At 66.5% G+C, this 18,236-nt stretch carries 19 protein-coding genes and 1 tRNA gene; 6 read left to right on the top strand and 14 right to left on the bottom strand.

What is annotated here, in order from left to right; translation table 11 throughout:
- The first annotated feature begins 4 nt into the window (after positions 1-4).
- Positions 5-208 (top strand): hypothetical protein, encoded by a 204-nt coding sequence (locus ACSSV4_RS10440; protein ID WP_454275082.1) that lies wholly within the window; start codon positions 5-7, stop codon positions 206-208.
- Positions 209-211: 3 nt separating this feature from the next.
- On the opposite strand, the gene ACSSV4_RS10435 is transcribed toward ACSSV4_RS10440, so the two are convergent.
- A complete protein-coding gene (locus tag ACSSV4_RS10435) occupies positions 212-619 on the bottom strand; it encodes a secondary thiamine-phosphate synthase enzyme YjbQ (protein ID WP_454275081.1) in 408 nt (135 codons plus the stop codon).
- A gap of 142 nt (positions 620-761) precedes the next feature.
- Between ACSSV4_RS10435 and leuB the strand changes: the two genes are divergently transcribed.
- Positions 762-1,868: a 3-isopropylmalate dehydrogenase gene (leuB, locus tag ACSSV4_RS10430; protein WP_454275080.1), complete on the top strand. Its 1,107-nt coding sequence runs from the start codon at positions 762-764 to the stop codon at positions 1,866-1,868.
- Between the two features lie 32 nt (positions 1,869-1,900).
- On the opposite strand, the gene ACSSV4_RS10425 is transcribed toward leuB, so the two are convergent.
- Together ACSSV4_RS10425 and ACSSV4_RS10420 are read right to left on the bottom strand one after the other, a co-directional pair.
- Positions 1,901-2,083 (bottom strand): hypothetical protein, encoded by a 183-nt coding sequence (locus ACSSV4_RS10425; RefSeq protein ID WP_454275079.1) that lies wholly within the window; start codon positions 2,081-2,083, stop codon positions 1,901-1,903.
- Between the two features lie 81 nt (positions 2,084-2,164).
- Complete coding sequence (locus ACSSV4_RS10420) at positions 2,165-3,271, bottom strand: pyridoxal phosphate-dependent aminotransferase (RefSeq protein WP_454275078.1); 1,107 nt, start codon at positions 3,269-3,271, stop codon at positions 2,165-2,167.
- Positions 3,272-3,378: 107 nt separating this feature from the next.
- On the opposite strand from ACSSV4_RS10420, the gene ACSSV4_RS10415 reads away from it, so the two are divergent.
- On the top strand, positions 3,379-4,173 hold the full coding sequence (locus ACSSV4_RS10415; protein WP_454275077.1) for a crotonase/enoyl-CoA hydratase family protein: 795 nt from the start codon (positions 3,379-3,381) through the stop codon (positions 4,171-4,173).
- 279 nt (positions 4,174-4,452) lie between these two features.
- Here ACSSV4_RS10415 and dacB read toward each other — a convergent pair whose 3' ends face one another.
- From dacB to ACSSV4_RS10400, 3 genes are all read right to left on the bottom strand, one after another.
- Positions 4,453-5,949 carry a D-alanyl-D-alanine carboxypeptidase/D-alanyl-D-alanine endopeptidase gene (dacB, locus tag ACSSV4_RS10410; protein ID WP_454275076.1) on the bottom strand — a complete coding sequence of 499 codons (1,497 nt, stop codon included), beginning with the start codon at positions 5,947-5,949 and terminating at the stop codon, positions 4,453-4,455.
- A gap of 58 nt (positions 5,950-6,007) precedes the next feature.
- Positions 6,008-6,622, bottom strand: coding sequence for a nicotinate-nucleotide adenylyltransferase (locus tag ACSSV4_RS10405; RefSeq protein WP_454275074.1), 615 nt, complete (start codon positions 6,620-6,622; stop codon positions 6,008-6,010).
- Positions 6,623-6,688: 66 nt separating this feature from the next.
- The gene (locus tag ACSSV4_RS10400) at positions 6,689-8,233 is read right to left on the bottom strand and encodes a Na/Pi cotransporter family protein (protein ID WP_454275073.1); all 1,545 of its coding nucleotides are present in this window, start codon (positions 8,231-8,233) and stop codon (positions 6,689-6,691) included.
- 175 nt (positions 8,234-8,408) lie between these two features.
- Here ACSSV4_RS10400 and ACSSV4_RS10395 point away from each other — a divergent pair.
- Positions 8,409-8,485 (top strand) — tRNA-Pro (locus tag ACSSV4_RS10395).
- Between the two features lie 77 nt (positions 8,486-8,562).
- On the opposite strand, the gene ACSSV4_RS10390 is transcribed toward ACSSV4_RS10395, so the two are convergent.
- From ACSSV4_RS10390 to ACSSV4_RS10360, 7 genes are all read right to left on the bottom strand, one after another.
- Positions 8,563-10,221: a Na/Pi cotransporter family protein gene (locus ACSSV4_RS10390; protein ID WP_454275072.1), complete on the bottom strand. Its 1,659-nt coding sequence runs from the start codon at positions 10,219-10,221 to the stop codon at positions 8,563-8,565.
- Between the two features lie 45 nt (positions 10,222-10,266).
- The gene (locus ACSSV4_RS10385) at positions 10,267-11,064 is read right to left on the bottom strand and encodes a phosphodiesterase (protein WP_454275071.1); all 798 of its coding nucleotides are present in this window, start codon (positions 11,062-11,064) and stop codon (positions 10,267-10,269) included.
- A 2-nt stretch (positions 11,065-11,066) separates the two neighbouring features.
- Entirely contained in the window at positions 11,067-11,876 is an 810-nt protein-coding gene (locus tag ACSSV4_RS10380; protein ID WP_454275070.1) for a carbohydrate ABC transporter permease, read from the bottom strand.
- Positions 11,873-12,766 (bottom strand): carbohydrate ABC transporter permease, encoded by an 894-nt coding sequence (locus ACSSV4_RS10375; RefSeq protein ID WP_454275118.1) that lies wholly within the window; start codon positions 12,764-12,766, stop codon positions 11,873-11,875. The genes ACSSV4_RS10380 and ACSSV4_RS10375 overlap by 4 nt, the downstream gene beginning before the upstream one ends.
- 78 nt (positions 12,767-12,844) lie before the next feature.
- On the bottom strand, positions 12,845-14,101 hold the full coding sequence (locus ACSSV4_RS10370; RefSeq protein WP_454275069.1) for an ABC transporter substrate-binding protein: 1,257 nt from the start codon (positions 14,099-14,101) through the stop codon (positions 12,845-12,847).
- Between the two features lie 42 nt (positions 14,102-14,143).
- On the bottom strand, positions 14,144-15,178 hold the full coding sequence (locus ACSSV4_RS10365; RefSeq protein ID WP_454275068.1) for an ABC transporter ATP-binding protein: 1,035 nt from the start codon (positions 15,176-15,178) through the stop codon (positions 14,144-14,146).
- Positions 15,178-15,954: a DeoR/GlpR family DNA-binding transcription regulator gene (locus ACSSV4_RS10360; RefSeq protein WP_454275067.1), complete on the bottom strand. Its 777-nt coding sequence runs from the start codon at positions 15,952-15,954 to the stop codon at positions 15,178-15,180. The genes ACSSV4_RS10365 and ACSSV4_RS10360 overlap by 1 nt, the downstream gene beginning before the upstream one ends.
- 303 nt (positions 15,955-16,257) lie before the next feature.
- Here ACSSV4_RS10360 and ACSSV4_RS10355 point away from each other — a divergent pair, with 303 nt between their 5' ends.
- Both ACSSV4_RS10355 and ACSSV4_RS10350 read left to right on the top strand, forming a co-directional pair.
- Complete coding sequence (locus tag ACSSV4_RS10355; RefSeq protein WP_454275066.1) at positions 16,258-17,142, top strand: HAD-IIA family hydrolase; 885 nt, start codon at positions 16,258-16,260, stop codon at positions 17,140-17,142.
- 49 nt (positions 17,143-17,191) lie between these two features.
- Positions 17,192-17,803 carry an SOS response-associated peptidase gene (locus tag ACSSV4_RS10350; protein ID WP_454275065.1) on the top strand — a complete coding sequence of 204 codons (612 nt, stop codon included), beginning with the start codon at positions 17,192-17,194 and terminating at the stop codon, positions 17,801-17,803.
- A 57-nt stretch (positions 17,804-17,860) separates the two neighbouring features.
- Here ACSSV4_RS10350 and ACSSV4_RS10345 read toward each other — a convergent pair whose 3' ends face one another.
- Positions 17,861-18,226: a DUF4168 domain-containing protein gene (locus ACSSV4_RS10345; protein ID WP_454275064.1), complete on the bottom strand. Its 366-nt coding sequence runs from the start codon at positions 18,224-18,226 to the stop codon at positions 17,861-17,863.
- Positions 18,227-18,236: the final 10 nt, after the last annotated feature.

The following is an 18,236-nucleotide window of genomic DNA, read 5'->3' as shown; positions in this document are numbered from 1 at the left end:
GAGCATGACGCAACAGCGCAACGACGATCCCGCAACCGGCCCCGGCACGACCAGCGACCCCAATCAGGCGGATCGCAACACGGTCGATCCCTGGCCGGACAAGGACAAGGACGTGCCGGAAACCTCGGACGCGCCCGAACAGGAAAACCCCGCCCCCGGCACCGGGCCGGGCACGACCGAGGATCCCAATCAGGCGGATCGCACCTGACGATCAGCCGACGAGATGCGCCGCCACCTCGCGGACATGCGGCGCATCGCGGTGCTCGAAGAGGTAGATGCCCTGCCATGTGCCGAGCCGCAGGCGGCCATCCTCGACCGGGATGCCGAGGCTGACGGGCAGGAGTGCTGCCTTGATATGGGCGGGCATGTCGTCGGGCCCTTCATGGGTGTGGCGCAGATAGGCCATCGCCGGATCGGTGCTCGGCGGCACGAGGCGGGTGAAAAAGGCGTGCAGGTCGGTCTGCACCTCGGGATCTGCGTTTTCCTGAATGAGCAGGCTGGCCGAGGTGTGGCGGATGAAGAGTGTCAGCAGGCCGTCGCCTGCGACCCACTCCGCCACCCGGTCGGTGATCTCATAGAGCCCCTGCCCCTGCGTGGTTATGGTGAACGTGGTTTGCATGATCCCCAGACTGCGTCAGACCGGCGCGCGGCTCAAGGGCAATGAAGCCGACGATTTGGCGACCCGGCTTTCTTGACCCCGGCGGGGCTTGGCTATACGCCATCGGAAACGACATCATGCCACAACCAAGGACACAAAGCCCATGAGCAATCCCTCGCTTCTCATCCTGCCCGGTGACGGGATCGGCCCCGAAGTCATGGCCGAAGTCACCAGGATCATCGGCTGGTTCGGCGACAAACGCGGCGTCGCCTTTGACGTGAGCGAGGATCTGGTCGGCGGGGCCGCCTATGACGCGCATGGCACGCCGCTGCATGACGACACCATGGCCCGCGCGCAGGAGGTCGATGCCGTGCTGCTCGGGGCCGTGGGCGGGCCGAAATACGACACTCTCGATTTCAGCGTGAAGCCCGAGCGCGGCCTGTTGCGGCTGCGCAAGGAAATGGACCTTTTCGCCAACCTGCGGCCCGCGCAATGCTTTGACGCGCTGGCGGATTTCTCGTCGCTCAAGCGTGACGTGGTGGCCGGGCTCGACATCATGATCGTGCGCGAGCTGACCTCGGGGATCTATTTCGGCGAGCCGCGCGGCATCATCCGCGAGGGCAACGAGCGCGTCGGCATCAACACGCAGCGCTATACCGAGAGCGAGATCGCCCGCGTGGCGCGCGCGGCCTTCGAGCTGGCGCGCAAGCGGTCGAACCGCGTCTGCTCGATGGAAAAGGCCAATGTGATGGAATCGGGCGTGCTCTGGCGCGAGGTGGTGACCGAGGTGCATCAGGCGGAGTATGCCGATGTCGAGCTGAGCCACATGTATGCCGATGCGGGCGCGATGCAGCTCTGCCGCTGGCCCAAGCAGTTCGACGTGATCGTGACCGACAACCTCTTTGGCGACATGCTGTCGGACGCGGCGGCTATGCTGACCGGCAGCCTGGGCATGCTGCCCTCGGCCAGCCTCGGCGCGCCGATGGCCAATGGTCGGCCCAAGGCGCTATATGAGCCGGTGCATGGCAGCGCGCCCGATATCGCGGGCCAGGGCAAGGCCAACCCGATCGCCTGCATCCTCAGCTTTGCCATGGCGCTGCGCTATTCGTTCGACATGGGCGAGGATGCGGCCCGCGTGGAAAAGGCGGTGGAAGAGGTGCTCGCTCAGGGTCTGCGCACCGCCGATCTGCTGGGCGAGGAGGGTGTCACGCCGGTCTCCACCAGCGAGATGGGCGATGCCATTCTCGCGGCACTCGACGCGAGCCTCTGAGACCGGGACATTCTGCCACGGGCGGCGCGCTGTCAGCCGCCTGTGGTATCTCCGGCGCGTCGGCGCGCACACCACTGGATCAGCTTGTCGAGGACAAAGCCGGTCACCAGCACCGCCAGAAATCCGAGCGTCGCCCAGATCACCATGAACACCCAAAGCAGATTGACCGCCCCCATCACGAGGGCGGCATTGGTGTAGTTTGGCGCCTCTTTCATGTTTCCGCGTCGCATGACCGGAGTTTACCGAAAGAATCGCCCCTGTCAGGTGAAATTTTCTGCTCAGGCCCGGACGCGCAGCTATCCGCGCGCCTCGCGCAGGGCCTTGGGCAGCGCCTCGGCCAGCACCGCCAGATCGTCGGCGCGTCCGCAACTGATGCGGATGCAGCGATCCTGCGGGGCCACGAAGGGCATCCGCACAAACACGCCCCGCGCCACCAGCGCCGCCAGAACGGCGCGGGCGAAATCGCCGTCGCGCCCGCAATCGACGGCGACGAAATTGGTGGCGGACGGGATGGGTGCCAGCCCGTTGTCGCGGGCGATGCGCGCAATCTCGTCGCGCGACCGGGCCACCTCGGCCTGCACATGCGCCAGCCAGTCGGCATCGTGCAGCGCCGCGAGCGCGCCCGCCTGCGCCATGCGGTTCATGCCGAAATGGTTGCGGATCTTGTCGAAGCTCTTGATCAGCGGGGCCGCCGCCACCGCGTAACCGATACGCGCGCCCGCCATGCCGTGCGCCTTGGAAAAGGTGCGCATTCGGATCACGCGGGGGTCGTCTGCGGCGACCTCTGCCGCCGTGCCCTCGGGGGCGAATTCGACATAGGCCTCGTCAAGGCAGAGCAGGCAGCCCTCGGGCAGCGCGTCAAGCGCGGTCAACACATCGGCACTCTGCGCCCATGTGCCCATCGGGTTGTCGGGATTGGCATAGTAGATCAGCTTGGCGTCGAGCTCGCGCGCGCGGGCGATGAGCGCGGCCAGATCCTCGTGATCGTCGCGGTAAGGCACCTTGTGCAACGCGCCGCCAAAGCCCGCGACATGGTAGTTGAAGGTGGGATAGGCCCCGTCCGAGGTGACGACCGCATCGCCGGGGGCCACCAGCAGGCGCACGAGGTTGCCCAGGAGGCCGTCGATCCCCTCGCCCACCAGCACATTCTCAACCGCCACGCCCATGTGGTCTGCGAGGGCAGCGCGCAGATCGTGGCTGGTCGGGTCGCCGTATTTCCAGACCTGCTCCGCCTCGGCGCGGATGGCGGCGAGCGCCTTGGGCGAGGGGCCGAAAAGGCTCTCATTCGCGCCCAGACGTGCGGCAAAGGGCGCGCCGCGCGTGCGCTCCTGCTCCTCGGGGCCGACGAAGGGCACGTTGGCGGGCAGGCTCTCGACAAGGGGTGTGTAACGGGGTCCGGTCATGGGGCGCAGTTAACGGGATGCGGGCCGCGGCTGCAAGGGTCTGCCGCCACGTTCCGCTGGCCTGCACCGCGCGGCCCGTGTTTCATACGCCCAAAGGAGGACCGCCCATGCCCCGCGTCAGCACCGAGATCACCGATCACATCGCCCATGTCACCCTGACCCGCCCCGACAAGCGCAACGCCGTCGATCCCGAGATGGCCGAGGCCATCGTTGCCGCCGGACAGGCGCTGCACGATGCCGATATTCGCGCCGTCGTTCTCTCGGGTGAGGGGCAGTCGTTTTGTGCGGGGCTCGACGTGATGAGCTTTGCCGCGCTGGCCAAGGGCGACCCCGAGGCGCTGATCCTGCCGCGCAGCCACGGCAATACCAACCTCTTTCAGGAGGTGGCGATGGTCTGGCGCCGCCTGCCGGTGCCGGTGATCGCGGCGCTGCAGGGGGCGGTCTATGGGGCGGGGTTCCAGCTTGCGCTCGGGGCCGACATCCGGATTGCGGCACCGGAGGCGCAACTGGCCATCATGGAGATGAAATGGGGGCTGATCCCCGATATGGGCGGCATGGCGCTCTTGCCGCGGCTGACCCGGTCGGACGTGATCCGGCGGCTGACCTATACCGCCCGGCCGATCCCCGCCGCGCAGGCCGAGGCCTGGGGTCTGGTGACGGAAGTGTCCGACGATCCGCTGGGTGCCGCGCGGGATCTGGCACGAGAGATCGCCACCCGCAGCCCGTCCGCCATCCGTGCCGCCAAGCGGCTGATTGCCGTGGCCGAGAGCGGCGTGGGAGAGGACGCGGTGCTGATGGAGGAGAGCCGCGCACAGGCGGCCCTTATCGGCAAGCCCGACCAGATGGAGCAGATCGCCGCCAACATGGCCGGTCGCGCGCCGGTGTTTGGCGGGAAGGGGTGAGAGGCGAGTTGGGATGTTTTTGGCCTGAAGTGGACCTTCGCCTCTAGCACCAACGCGCGGAATCAAGGCGCGGCACGCGCCGCCGCGCGGCGCCCGACCGCCCCCCGGGCGGGCGCATTTGCAACGTGCCAAGCATTTGAAAACGCATAAATATTTGACGAATATAAAGTGCCTTCCGGCAAGGTTGAAGCGCCCACCCGCGGTCGGGCACCGCGCGGCTCATCCCTCAAACCGCCAAGGTCACCTTCAGGCCGTCGCAACCCGCTACCGCTTTGCGCCTCACCCGCCGTAAACCGCGCTCCAGCGTTCGATCAGCGCCTGCTGCAACCGCTTCGAGCGCAGGTTCCATGCGCGCGCGCCGGGCGGGCGCTCTTCCTGCTTGGGGTCGATCCGGCTGCGCAGGCTGTCGCTCGAGGTGAAGATGGCAAAGGCCAGATCGGTCCCCTGTGGCGTGCGCACATAGCCCGCAAGGCTGCTGACGAAATAGAGCGTGCCGGTCTTGGCCACGACCTTGACCGGGTGATCGCGGGTCGGGCGTCCCTTGGCGTCACGCATCTGGTGCTCGCGCAGGAGCGGTCGCAACAGCCCCGCATCCTGCGCCTGCGCCAGTCCTTTGGCCATCGCCGCCGCCGACAGCCGCGAGCGGTCACTGAGCCCCGAATGGTCGCGCAGCGCGACCCCCGTCATCCCGAGGTTCTGCGCCACCCAGTCACTCATCGCCTGTGCCGATTGCGCCAGCGGCACGGCGCGTCCCTTGAGCCGCGCGGTCGCCGTCAGCCCCACCATCTCGGCGGTGAGGTTGGTGGAATATTTCAGCATCTCGCGCAGGATATCACGCAAGGGCGCGCTGTAATGCGTCACGATCACCCCGCCCTGCGGCCTGGCCTCCTGTATCGCGGGCTTGCCGAGGTCGATGCCCTGCGACCGCGCGAAGGTGGCAAAGACTTCGGCTGCATAAAGCTCCGGCTTTCGCACCGGCAGCCAGCGCGCGCCGCCATTGCCGAGGGCAGCGCGCGCCACGGTCCAGTCGTCGCGCGCGCCCGCATCGCGATAGGTATAGACCGGCACGCTGCGATCGGCGATCTGCATGCGCGCCACGGTCACGTCGGGGCGGTAGCGGCCGCTGCGCGCATCCATCGAGACGGTATATTTTCCGCCCGCGCGCTTCCATTCGAAATGCACCCGGTTGTAATTGAGGTTCAGCCCCGAGATCGCGGGATTATAGCCGACATGCTCGGGCTGGCTCTCGTCGATGGCGCGCTTGAACGGCACCGCGCCGCCCCAGACGCGGAACTGGCCGCGCAGCTCGCGGATGCCGGCCTGTTTCAGCCCGGCGGCGAGCGAGGCGAGCGCGTCGGTGTCGAGTGTAGGATCGCCGCCCCCGGTGAGGATCAGATCGCCCTTGAGCACATCGCCCTCAAGGGCGCCAGTGGCGAAGAGCCGCGTTTCGAACCGGTAGTCCGGGCCGAGCACGTCAAGCGCGTAGAGCGCCGTCACCGCCTTGGTGACGCTGGCGGGCGGCAGGCCGGTTGCGCCGTCGCCCTCTTCCAGCACCTGCCCGCTCGCGGCATCCGCCACGGCATAGCCCACCTGGCCCGACAGCTTTGCCTCGGCGATCAGCGCCTCGACGCTCGGGGCGAGCCGCGCGGCCCCGCTGCCGCCGCCGGGCCGGGCCACCGGGCGCAGCGAGATCGCGGGCGCCCCGCCAAGCGCCGCGCCCGCCATGCCCGAGAGCGCCGCGCCGAGGAAGAGACGTCTGGAAAATGCGTGTTTCATGGGGCCGAGTTAAACGCAGCAGGCTGCGCGGTGCAATCACGATTCGGCTCACGCCGCGTCACGTTTCCCGCCCGCTCTGCGTGCCGCCCTGCGCGCGCAGCGCGGTCGAGGAGATATCCATCATCGGCACGTTGACGAAACACCAGGCCGGCGCCGTAGCCTGGCCCAAAAGACGGCTTGCACGGCCCGGCAGGCAGGCGTGGCGATAGATCCGCGCGGCGGGCGACATGCGCGCCGAAATCCGCTGACCGGGACGCGCCAGCACGCCCACCGGCACGCTCTCGATGATGCTCTGCCAATCCTGCCAGCGGTGAAACTGCGCCAGGTTATCGGCGCCCATCAGCCACACGAAGCGCACCCCCGGCGCGGCATGGCGCAGGGCGATGAGCGTCTGCGCGGTATAACGTGTGCCCGCCTGCGCCTCGAAATCGGTGACCGCCATGCGCGGATGATCGACCATCGCGCGCGCCGCCGCCATGCGCTCGGCCAAGGGTGCGGGCCCGTGCGGCTTGAGCGGGTTGCCGGGGCTCACCAGCCACCACAGCCGGTCGAGCGCAAACCGGCGCAGCGCCTCGCGGCTGATATGCAGGTGGCCCGCATGTGGCGGATCGAAGGACCCGCCCAGCAGGCCGATGACCTGACCGGGCCGGGCAAGGGGCAAGGCGTGTCTCATGGCCCTTTCATTGCCAGAGCCCGGCGGCGTGTAAAGCGAAAACGCCGTGCGGGCCGAGCCTGCCGCTCAGTCGATGCGTTTCGCCTCTTCGGCGTGACGGCTGAGCCGCGCCGCGTGATCGGCCACCCGGCCAAGCCAGCGCAGCGCGTCGGTGCGCGCGAATACCTCGCTGACCGGCAACAGCCCGGCATGTTCGCGCAAGAGCACGCCGCGCCGGAACCGCGCCGTGCGCGCGGCAATAAGCCGCGCGAGACGCTCAAGGCGCGGGGCCTTGCTGTCGCGCCCAAGGGCGGTGGCGAGCGTGGCCACATCGCGGCGCAGATGCGCTTCGTCGTGCAGGGTGGCGATGCGGTCGCGCTGTCCGCAGCGCTCGATCAGGCGCTGCAAGTGGTCGAGTTGATGCAGAAGCGCCGCGTAGCGGGCCTGTTCCCTCTCACGGTCCGGCGCGATACGGACCCGCGCCAGATACTCCTCGACGGCGATCACCGCCTGGTGCCCCTGCACCGCGATCGAGGCCAGCGCCCGCAGATCGCCCTCGGGACCGAGCGCCCGGTGCAGCGCCGCAAACACGGTGCGGCGGAGGCGGTCCGCAACGCTCTGGGCCGCGTCCATCGCCGCCCCCTCGTCGGCCAGAAGCCGCCGGTCCAGCCCGTGGACAAGCGGCATCGCGCGGTCCGGCACCAGCCGCTCGACCAGCGCGGCAAAGCGCGCGGTGAGCGGCAGAAAGACCGCCGCGCCGAGCAGGTTGAAGCCGGTATGAAAGAGCACCAGCGCGGTCTGGTCATCCGCCCCGGCGCGCGTGCCATGCAGCAGCGGTGCCACCAGATCGAGCAGCGGAAAGGCAAGCGCCGCCGTGCCGATGTTGAACATCAGGTTCGCCACCGCCGTCAGCCGCATCGCCCGCGCGCCGCCCAGCGCGGCCAGAAGCCCGGTCACCGTGGTGCCGATATTGAAGCCGATCACCAGGGCGGCGGCCTGCGCGAAATTGACCGCGCCCGAGCCCAGCAGCACGAGAACCAGCGCCATACCGGCCGAGGAGGACTGGATCATGGCGACCAGCAGCAGGCCGATCAGCACCAGCGACAGCCGCCCGCCCCAGCCATCGCCGGGCAGCAGGCCGGGATGCAGCAGCGCCTCCAGACCCGCCGTCGCCGCCTGCATCATGTCGAGCCCGATGAAGAGCAGGCAGAATCCGGCCAGCGCCCGCCCGATCCGTGCCGCCTGCCCCTGTGCCAGCATCGACGCCAAGGCCGCCGCCAGAAGCAGCGGCAGCGCCACCACCCCCAGCTTGAGCTTGAGCCCGAGCGCCATGACCAGCCAGCCGGTGACGGTGGTGCCGATATTGGCCCCGTAGAGTACGCCGAGCGCCTGCGCGAAGCTGAGCACGCCCGCGCCGACCACGCCGATGGTGATCAGCGAGACGGCGGTCGAGGACTGGATCACGGCGGTGGCCACCGCCCCTGCCACCGCACCGCGCAGCGGCGAGGCGGTGACCCGTGCAAGCTGCCGCCGCAGCCGCCCGCCCGCCGCCTCGCGCAGTGCCGCGGTCATGATCTCCATGCCCAGCAGGAACAGCCCGACCCCGCCCATGGCGGTCAATACCTGCATCATCACCGGCCCCTTTGTTTGCGGACAGGATGCAGAGCGGAAGGGCGCAAGGCAAGGCGGCATGGAGCCGCGCAGGTCAGTCCGAGCCGCCGCTGAGCTGTCGGCCCGGCAACCTCGCAAAGATGTCGCGTTCCCCCTTGCAAAGCCGCGTCACGCGGTATAATCGCTCGGCCACGGTCGGGCTGTAGCGCAGCCTGGTAGCGCACCTGCTTCGGGAGCAGGGGGTCGGAGGTTCGAATCCTCTCAGCCCGACCAGTTTTCACGCCAGTTTTCAGCTTGAGCGACGCCGGGGCGTCGCGCCCGCGGCGCCCGCCGGGTGCGGCGCGATCATCTCAGGATGTGGCGAGTCGGCTTTCCAGCAATTCGCCGCGATCCTCCAGCAAGGGATAGGCGATCATTGCAAAGGACGTGTTCAGCATCTTGAGCGCGCGCAACAGATCGAGGTGAATGGCGCTGGTGTCGAATGTCTCGGCCTTGCCCTTGCGCAGCCGTTTGAGATGCGTACGCTGCAGGTTCTGCTCCAGATCGCGGACCCGTTCCTTTTGCTCGACCAGTTCGCGCGCAAGGCCGATATCCTCGGACATCAGCACCGAGATCCCGTGCTGCACGTTGCGCAGCACGACGTCGTGAAAATCCGACAATTCGCGCCAGCCCTCGCCGGAGAATTGCAGGTTCTCGCTGTCCTTGACCTGCGCGAGATCCACCATCTTGCGGGCGATCACATCTGCCCCGGCCTCGAGATTGACGGCGATGCCCGACAGCTCGAAGGCGCGATTGCCGGTATCCTCCTGCGGATCATTGCTGCGCACGCGCGACAGGTAGGTGCGGATATCGAGCGACATCTGCGTCAGGTTCTGCAATTCGGCGCGTTGCTTTGCTGCCGTTTCCTCGTCGTAGTGATCAAAAAGGCCGATGGCCTCTCGCAGCATGATCTCGATCCGGTGCCCCATCTCGACAAGCTCGCGCTGCGCGCAGGCAAAGGCGCGGCGGGGCTGATCCTGAACGCTCGGGTCGAGCGCGCTGCGCCACGCGCCTTGCGCCGGTCTCTGCGGGGCATCCGGCACCAGCAGCCCGGCCGCGCGCATCAGCGGGCCGACCAGCGGCAGGCCGATCAGAAGCAGCACGAGATTGAACGCCAGATGCAGATAGAGCGCCTGTTGCCCGGCACCGAGGTCAAGCCCCGGGGCAGGCAAGCCGTAGTTGACCAGCAGCGACAGCACCACCGCCGCGCCGCCGCCGCGCAACAGCAGATTGCACCAGACCACCCGGCGCACGGCGGTTTCGGCCTTGAGCGTCAGGATCACGGCGATCACCGATCCGCCGAGATTGGCCCCGAGCACCATCGACACCGTCGCCTCGAGCGGCAACAGCCCCTGCGCGGCCAGGGTGGCGAAGAGCAGCACGGCGGCGACGCTGGAATGCACCAGCCAGGCAAAAAGCGCCGCCAGCACGAAGGCAAAAATCGCATCCCCCGCGAGATAGCGCATCGCCGCCTCGGCCCCGGCCAGGTTGGTCAGCGGCTGGCTTGCCTCGCGGATCAGGTCGAGCGACAGGAAGATCAGCGAAAGCCCGATCAGGATCCGGCCCGCCTGCCGGACGCGCCGGGCCGAGCTGCGCAGGAAGATCATCACCCCGGCCAGCAGCAGGAGCGGGGTCACGACGGCGAGTTTGGAATTCAGCACGAGGGCAACGATGGCCGAGCCGAGATCCGCGCCCAGCATGATCGCGAGCCCCGCCACGCTGCCGATCGCACCGGTCGACACGAACCCCGCCATCAGCACCGCCACGGCGGTCGAGCTCTGCATCAGCACCGCCGTCGCCGCCCCCGACCCCGCCGCCGCGAGGCGGTTCGAGGTCGAGCGGCGCAGCCAGAGCCGCAGCTTGGCACCCAGCGCCCGCTCGAAGCCGGTACGCACCAGCCGGACCGCCCAGATCAGCAGGGCCGCGGCGGCGGCCATGTTGACGACAAAGAGAACGGGTGTGCTTTCCATAAGGCTCCAAGGGGTTTGCCGATGCCGACGCGCATCGGCGCGATTTCAGAAGGTGAACGGACCTTCACCATGCGCGAAGGGCAGTTCGGTCCAGACCCCGCCGGGGGCCGTGTCGATCAGGCCGCATCCGGTGGGCCCGGTCATGAAGCCTGCCGGTGCATCCGCCCGCCGGTCGAGCGCGAAGGCGCTGCAACATGCAGGCGCGGTCACGACCGGATGACGCCCGAGCAGGCCATGATACACACCATGCACATGCCCTGCCAAGACCCGAACCGGCGCGGTATGCCGATCCAGACCGTCCCGCAGCGCGTCGGGATTTGCAAGGCCGATTGCATCCATGAAGCGAATACCGACCCGCAGCGGCGGATGGTGCAGCGCCACGACGATTTGCATGTCGCCTGACCCGGCCAGCGCCTCGCGCAAATGTGACAGGCTTTCATCGCGCAGCGCGCCCCCGCCCTGGCCCTCGACCAATGTGTCGAGCCCGATGATGCGGGTGTCGCCGATATCCGCCACCCAGTCGATCAAACCGCGCGGCGCGATCTCTGGCAGGTCGGAAAACGCCGCGCGAAACGGCTCGCGCCGATCATGGTTGCCGGGGATCACAAGCAGCCGGAGGCCCAGCCGCTCCAGCTCCTGCCGGGCGATGACATAGCTTTCCGCGCTGCCGTCATCGCTGATATCGCCGGTCACCAGCACCGCGTCGATGGGGCCGATGGCCTGCATCCGCGCGCGGAGCGTGGTGACGGCCTCATGCAGCAGTTGCCCGGTATCGAGCCGCCCGGAGACCAGTTGCCCCGGTGCGACCGCGTGAAGGTCCGAGATATGCAGCAGCCGCGCCACGGTCACTTGATCCCGGTGCGCAGGAAGGCCTGCACGAACTGCCGCTGAAAGACCAGAAAGGCGATGAGCAAGGGGGCCACCGACATGATCGTCGCCGCCGAGATCACGCTGATATCGACGCCATTCTCAGGCGCTGCAAAGATCGACAATCCCACGGTGAGCGGCCTTGTGTCGGGCGAGTTGGTGACAATCAGCGGCCAGAGAAAATTGTTCCAATGGGTCGATACCGAAACCAGCGCATAGGCCAGGTAGGTGGGCCGCGCGAGGGGCACATAGACCCGCCACAGGATGCCGAACCAGCCGCAACCCTCGACGCGCGCCGCCTCGTGCAGCTCGATCGGCACGCCCTTGAACGCCTGCCGCATCAGGAAGATGCCGAAGGCCGAGGCCATGTAGGGCATGCCCACCCCGAGGATGGTGTCAAAGAGGCCCAGCCGCGAGACCATCACGTAATTCTCGACGATGAGCACCTCGGGCAGGATGAACAGCTGCATCAGCACGAGGATGAACACCACATCCCGCCCCGGAAAGCGCACCTGCGCAAAGGCAAAGCCCGCCAGCGTGGTGACGACGAATTGCCCGATCAGGATCACGGTCACCAGAAGGAAGGTGTTGAGGAAATACTTGAGCCACGGCGCCCCGGCCCAGGCGGTGCGGAAATTCTCCAGCGTCCAGGGGGCCGCGATGTTGAAATTCACCGCGTCCGAGGTGGTGTGGAACGCCGCCCAGAAGGCAAAGACCAGCGGCGAGATCCAGATCACCGCCAGCAGCAGCGCGCCGAAGGTCTCGATATGTCTCGAAAGGCCGCTCATTGGTAATGCGTCCGCTTGTCGAGGATGGTGAATTTGACGCCCGCCACGATGCCCAGCACCAGCAGGATCAGGATCGTCATCGCCGCCGCCTGCGGCGCGTCGAAGAACGCAAAGGCCATTTCCCAGATGTAATAGAGGATCAGTTTCGACGCATCATTCGGCCCGCCCTTGGTGAGGATGAAGAGATGGTCGATCAGCTTGACCGAGTTGATCAGCGCGTTGATCATGATGAAGAGTGTCGTGGGCATCAGGAGCGGCAGCACGATCCGACGCGTATAGGTAAAGCGGCTCGCCCCTTCGATATCGGCGGCTTCCTTGAGGTCTTCGGGAATGGTCTGGAGGGCGGCGAGGTAGAAGATCATGAAGAACCCGGCCTCTTTCCAGATCGTCACGATGATCACCGCCCAGAGCGCGGTTTCGGGCTGGCCCAGCCAGTTGACCGAAGGCAGGCCGAAGAGCGACCCGATCTGATCCAAGACCCCGAGGCCCGGCGTGTAGAAGAACAGCCACAGATTGGCCGCCGCGATCATCGGCAGCACGGTGGGCGTGAAATAGGCGGTGCGCACGAAACCACGCGCCGGGATCTTGGAATTCGCCCAGAGCGCCATGCCCAGCGCGATCGCGATGGAAATCGGGATCGTCGCGCCCGCGTAGATCAGGTTGTTGGTGGCCACCTTCCAGAAGGTCGGGTCGGCAAACAGATCGGCATAGTTCTCAAAGCCCACGAATTCGCTGGGGTTGCGGCGCGTGCCCCGGCTGAACAGGCTGGTCCAGAGAGTGGCCAGCGAGGGGTAAAAGGCAAAGGCCGTCAACAGGATCGCGGCGGGCGACAGCAGCAGCCAGCCGTAAATCGCCTGTCTGCGGCGCTCGATATTCACATGGGTCGCCATGGTCATGGGCCTTTTGCCTGTCAGAAACCGGTGCCGGGCGATTGCCCGGCACCGGCGAAGCGGGCTACCGGTGGAGGATTACCGGTAGTCCTTCAACAGCCGCTCGGCGGCGGCCTGCGCCTCGGCCAGCGCGTCGGCGGGCGATTGGCTGCCGGTCAAAGCCGCCTGAATGGCGTTGTTGAGCCCGTCACGCACGCGCGCCGTCTCGAAGGTCGAGAACTCGGCGACGGCGTTTTCAAGCTGGTTGCGCGCCACCAGAGCAGGCGGAAACTCTGCCGTATAGCTCTGCAGCGCCTCGGTTTCATAGGCGGCGGGGGACACGCCCATGTAGCCCGTGGCAATCGACCATTCGGCGGCCTGTTCCGGTGCGGTCATGAACTTGATCAGCTTGAGGGCGGCGGCGCGTTCCTCGTCGGTAGTGTCCTCGAAGACATAGAAGTTGCCGCCGCCGGTGGGCGAGCCGGGCCGCTCGTTCGCGGGCAGTTCGGCGACGCCGAAATCGAACCCGGCGCCGTTCTTGACCGCCGTCAGGTTGCCGGTGGAGTGCCACATCATCGCGGTCTGGCCTTCGAGAAACGCCTGGCGCAGCGTGCCCCATTCGACCGTGCCTTCGGGCATGATGCCATGCTCGGTCGAGAGCGACTTCCAGAATTCCAGCGTCTCGACAACCGCAGGGTCGTCGAAATAGGTCTCGAGCCCGTCGCCCGACATCAGTTCCTTGCCGTTCTGGATCGCCAGCGCCTGGAACATCCAGTAGGGATAGCCGGTCGAGGGGATCATCAGCCCGTAGGTGTCTCCCTCGGTCAGCGTCTTGCCCATGCTCACCATCTCGTCCCAGGTGGCGGGGGGGGCTTCGGGGTCGAGGCCCGCGTCGCGGAACATGTCCTTGTTGTAATAGGCCACGATGGTCGAGCGCTGGAACGGGATGCCCCAGGTCTTGCCCTCGATCCGGCTGTTGGCCATCAGCGCGGGGTAGAAGCTGTCGAGCCAGGCCTGGTCCACGCCCTCGATATCCTCGAAGGCGACGATGCGTTCCTGCTCGATCAGGTCATAGGCGTCGATCGAGAACATCACCGCGAGTTGCGCAGGCTCGCCCGAGGCGATGGCCGACAGCGCGCGCACGCGGGTGTCGTCGTAATTGCCCGAATAGATCGCGTTGACCTTGATCTCCGGGTTGGCCTCTTCGAACTTGGCGACGATGCCATCGACCACCTCGGTCAGCGCACCGCCCACCGCAATCGGGTAATACATCGTCAGTTCGGTTTCGGCGGCCACCGGTGCGGCGGTCAGTGTCGCCACCGCGGTTGCCAGACTTATCTTCCTGATCGTGTTCATGGTTCTCTCCCTTGGATTAAACACGGTATTCGCGACGTGACGTCACGCCGTCACGCCAGTCGGATGCCGCAGCCTGTTTCCCTCAGCGTCGAAGAAATGCAGGTCTGCATCGGCAAAATCTATCTCAAGCTCTTCGCCCGCCGGGATGTTGCGCAGTCCCGGCATCGAAATGGTCAGCCCGTTCGCGCCCGGATGCGTCAGCCCCACGAAGGTCTCGGAGCCGAGGAATTCGCATTCGGACACCCGGCATGTCAGCCGCCCCTTGCCCGGATCGGCGAGGCGCAGACTTTCGGCGCGCAGGCCGATGGTGCTGGCGCTCTCGAAACCGGGGATCGCCGCGCCCTCGATCAGCGCCATCGGCGGCGCGCCGACGAATTCGGCCACGAAGGTGTTGGCGGAGCGGTAATACAGATCCTCCGGCGCGCCGGTCTGCTGGATGCGCCCGTCCTTCATCAGCACCACCATGTCGGCCATGCTCATCGCTTCGGTCTGATCGTGGGTCACGTAAATCACCGTGATCCCCAGATCGACCTGCAGCTTCTTGATATCCTTGCGCACCGAGGCGCGCAGCTTGGCGTCGAGATTGGAAAGCGGCTCGTCCATCAGGCAGAGCGGCTGGTTCGCCACGATGGCGCGGGCCAGCGCCACGCGCTGCCGCTGCCCGCCCGACAACTCGCCCGGCTTGCGGGCCTCATAGCCCAGAAGCCCGGTGATCTCGAGCGCGCGGTGCAGTTTCTCGCGCCGCTCGGCGGCGCGGACGCGGCGCACTTTCAGGCCAAAGACCACGTTTTCGGCCACGCTCAGATGCGGAAAGAGTGCGTAGGACTGAAACACCATCGACAGGTTGCGCTCGGATGGCGCGGCGGTGGTCACGTCCCGCCCGTCGATGAGGATCCGCCCCTCGTCGGGCAGTTCCAGCCCCGACAACAGGCGCAGCGTCGTCGACTTGCCGCATCCGGACGGCCCGAGCAGCGCCACGAACGATCCGCGCGGGATCGACAGCGAGACCTGCTCGACGCCAAGCTGCCCGTTCCAGCGCTTGGCGACAGTCTGCACCTCGACGAACGCCTCCGACATCAGTCTGCCTCCTCTGCAAATGTGATCCGCTCGCCAAGCTGCTCGACCAGGTGAGAAAACGGCGTGGCGGGGGGGCGATCGCAGATCACGTGGTCGATCTGCGTGATCATGCCGCCCACGGCGGGGGCAAGACGCCCGAACTTGCTGCGGTCGATGACCAGGATGGAGGTCTGCGCGTTGCGCCACATCCGGTAGGTCGCGCGCACCTCGGCCTGATGGAATTCCAGCAACTCGCCCTCAGCGCCGATCCCGGCGGTCCCGAAGATCGCGTATTCGGCCCGGTAGCGGCCAAAGAACTCGACCACCTCCTCGCCAACGAAATCGCGGTCCGGCAGGCGGATTTCGCCGCCCGGCAGGATGATCCGGTTGGAGATCTCCTCGCTCAGCGCCATTGCCACGCTCAGGTTGTTGGTGACGACGGTCAATTCCTTGCGCCGATGCAGCGCCCGCGCCACGCTGAGCGCGGTCGAGCCGATCGAGATGAAGAGCGTCGCGCCATCGGGGATGAGCGCCGCCGCCGCACTCGCAATCGCGCGCTTGCCCACGAGGTTGGTGCCCGCCCGCTGATCGAAGGGGGTGTTGCGACGCCCCTCGGCAAGCTCGATCCGCCCGTGCGACCGGTGCAGGTTCTCGCCATCACACAGGATATCGAGATCGCGCCGGATGGTCTGCATCGAGACGCCAAACATCTCGGCGAGCGCGCCGACGCTCACCCCGCCTTGTTCCTGCACGACCTGCTGAATGAGATCGTGCCGTCTGGTTTTCTTCGACGCCATGTCCGGTTCCATCACTTTGGTCGAGTGTTGAGCATGAATTGCAACAAAGCAACATTTTTCTTGCGTGGTTTTGTTGCATCCCATGATCACGACTGCGCCCCGACGCTCGGGAAAAACCTGCCAATTCTTTACAATTTTTAACGTGAATCAGTGTTAACCGACAATTATGACGCTGACATGAAATGTCGTATTGTTGTTTTTACTTTTAATTTTCTGCCTGCACTGTAAGTTTTCCCCAGCCCGGATGCAGTATCCGGGCCTGCGGGAACCGCAATTCGAAACGGGTAGGGATTCGCCGGGCTGATGGATACTGTCGCAACCATATTCGACCGATACGAGGCCGTGCGACATCGCCTGCCCCCGGCCAGCGCCCCGGATGCAACGGCGCAGATCGCCTCGCTGCACGACATCGCCGCGCAGGCCGATGCCTTTGTCTTCGACGCCTACGGGGTTCTGAACATCGGCGAGGCGGGCATTCCCGGTGCTGCGCAGCGCCTGCGGGAATTGCGCGCCAACGGGCACCAGATCCGCATCCTCTCCAACGCCGCCAGCTACACCCATGCCGGGGCCGCCGCCAAGTTTCGCAAACTGGAGATGGGCGTGCGCGACCACGAGATCATCACCAGCCGCGACGCGACGCTGGCCCATCTGGAGCAGCGCTTGTGGGGCTGCATCGCCGCACCACAGGACGATCTGTCGGACATCCCCGCCCCGACGCGCCGCCTTGTCGACGATCCCGCTAGCTATGATGAGGTCGAAGGATTTCTGTTCCTCTCGACCGAGGTCTGGTCACTGGAGCGGCAGGCGCTGCTGGAGGCATCGTTGCTCGCCCGGCCCCGGCCGCTGGTGATTGCCAATGCGGATCTGGTCGCCCCGCGCGAGCACGGCTTTTCGCTGGAGCCGGGCTATTTCGGGCATCTCCTCGCCGATCGCGGCATTCCCGACATCCGTTTCTTCGGCAAGCCGTTTCCCGCCGTCTACGACATGATCGAGGCGTCGCTGCCCGGCATAGCGCCCGACCGCATCGTGATGTGCGGCGATACCCTGCACACCGATATCCTGGGGGCCGCGGCCCGCGGCTGGCGGACGGTGCTGGTCGAGCGGGACGGGCTGTTTTCCGGCGAGGACACCTGCGCCTATTTCCGGCAGGCCGACCTCTTCCCCAACTGGCGGCTGTTGCGCATCTGACGCCGTTGCGTGCTTGTCGAATCGGCAGCGATACTGCCACCGTCCCTCCATGTGCGGACGTTTCATAGACCCCAACCTGCGCGGCACCGAATTCGAGTTTGCCGAGATCAAGATCACGCCCTTCCCGCGACGGTTCAACGTCAAGCCGACGCAGGAGGTCTATGTGCTTGTGGGACAGGAACTGACCTGCGCGCGCTGGGGCCTGATCCCAAGCTGGCACCGGGGCGAGCTGAAGGACTGGCGCGCCAGCACCATCAACGCACGGATCGAGGAGGCCGCGTCCAAGCCCAGCTTTCGCGGCGCGTGGCGCTATGGCCGCTGCCTGATCCCGGCAGGCGGCTATTATGAATGGACCGGAGCCAAGCGCCCCAAGCAGCCGCATTTCTTCGCCAGCGCCGGCAACGAGGAGACGCTGTGGTTCGCGGGCCTGCTGTCGGTCTGGAACGATCTGCGTACCTGCGCGATCCTGACCCGCGCAGCGAACGACACCGTCACCCCGGTCCATGACCGCATGCCGGTGATCCTTGACGCGGCAGAGCGCGACGACTGGCTGACCGGGAGCACGCGGACCGACCTTGGCGCCGCCTACCGCGTCACGCATCACCCGGTCGCGCGGTTCGGTATCGGGGATGAGGGCGAAGACCTGATCGACCCCGAATAGACGCAGCCGCAGGGGGGAAGATCCTGCGGCTGCGCCCTGCCACCAAGCCTGACGAGGTTAGTCCTGGAGCCTGGAGGTCAACTGGGCCTGAAGATCGGGATCGGTCTGTGCGATCTCCAGAATTTCGACATAGCGATCGACCTCGATATCGGGAGCCTCTTCGACGGCCTGCGCCATCTCGGCCTGCGCCTCGTTGATCAGCTCCTGCTTTTCGGCCTCATCCGTGACGTCTTGCAGCCGCTCACCGTAATCCTGTTCGATGGCGATGACATCCTCGAAGGCGACGACAAAGGCATCGAGCTCTGAGTCCGAGACCTCGGCCTGCGCATCGCTCTGTTGTGCCATGGCCGGCAGCGTCGCGACCGGTGCCACGGCGATGGTCAGCGCCGTAAGCGCTGTGGTGAACATCTTGGCAGTGGGCATTTCAATCCTT

The sequence above is a fragment of the Roseovarius sp. MBR-154 genome, assembly GCF_053628595.1.
This window is presented reverse-complemented; position numbering and strand designations above follow the sequence as displayed.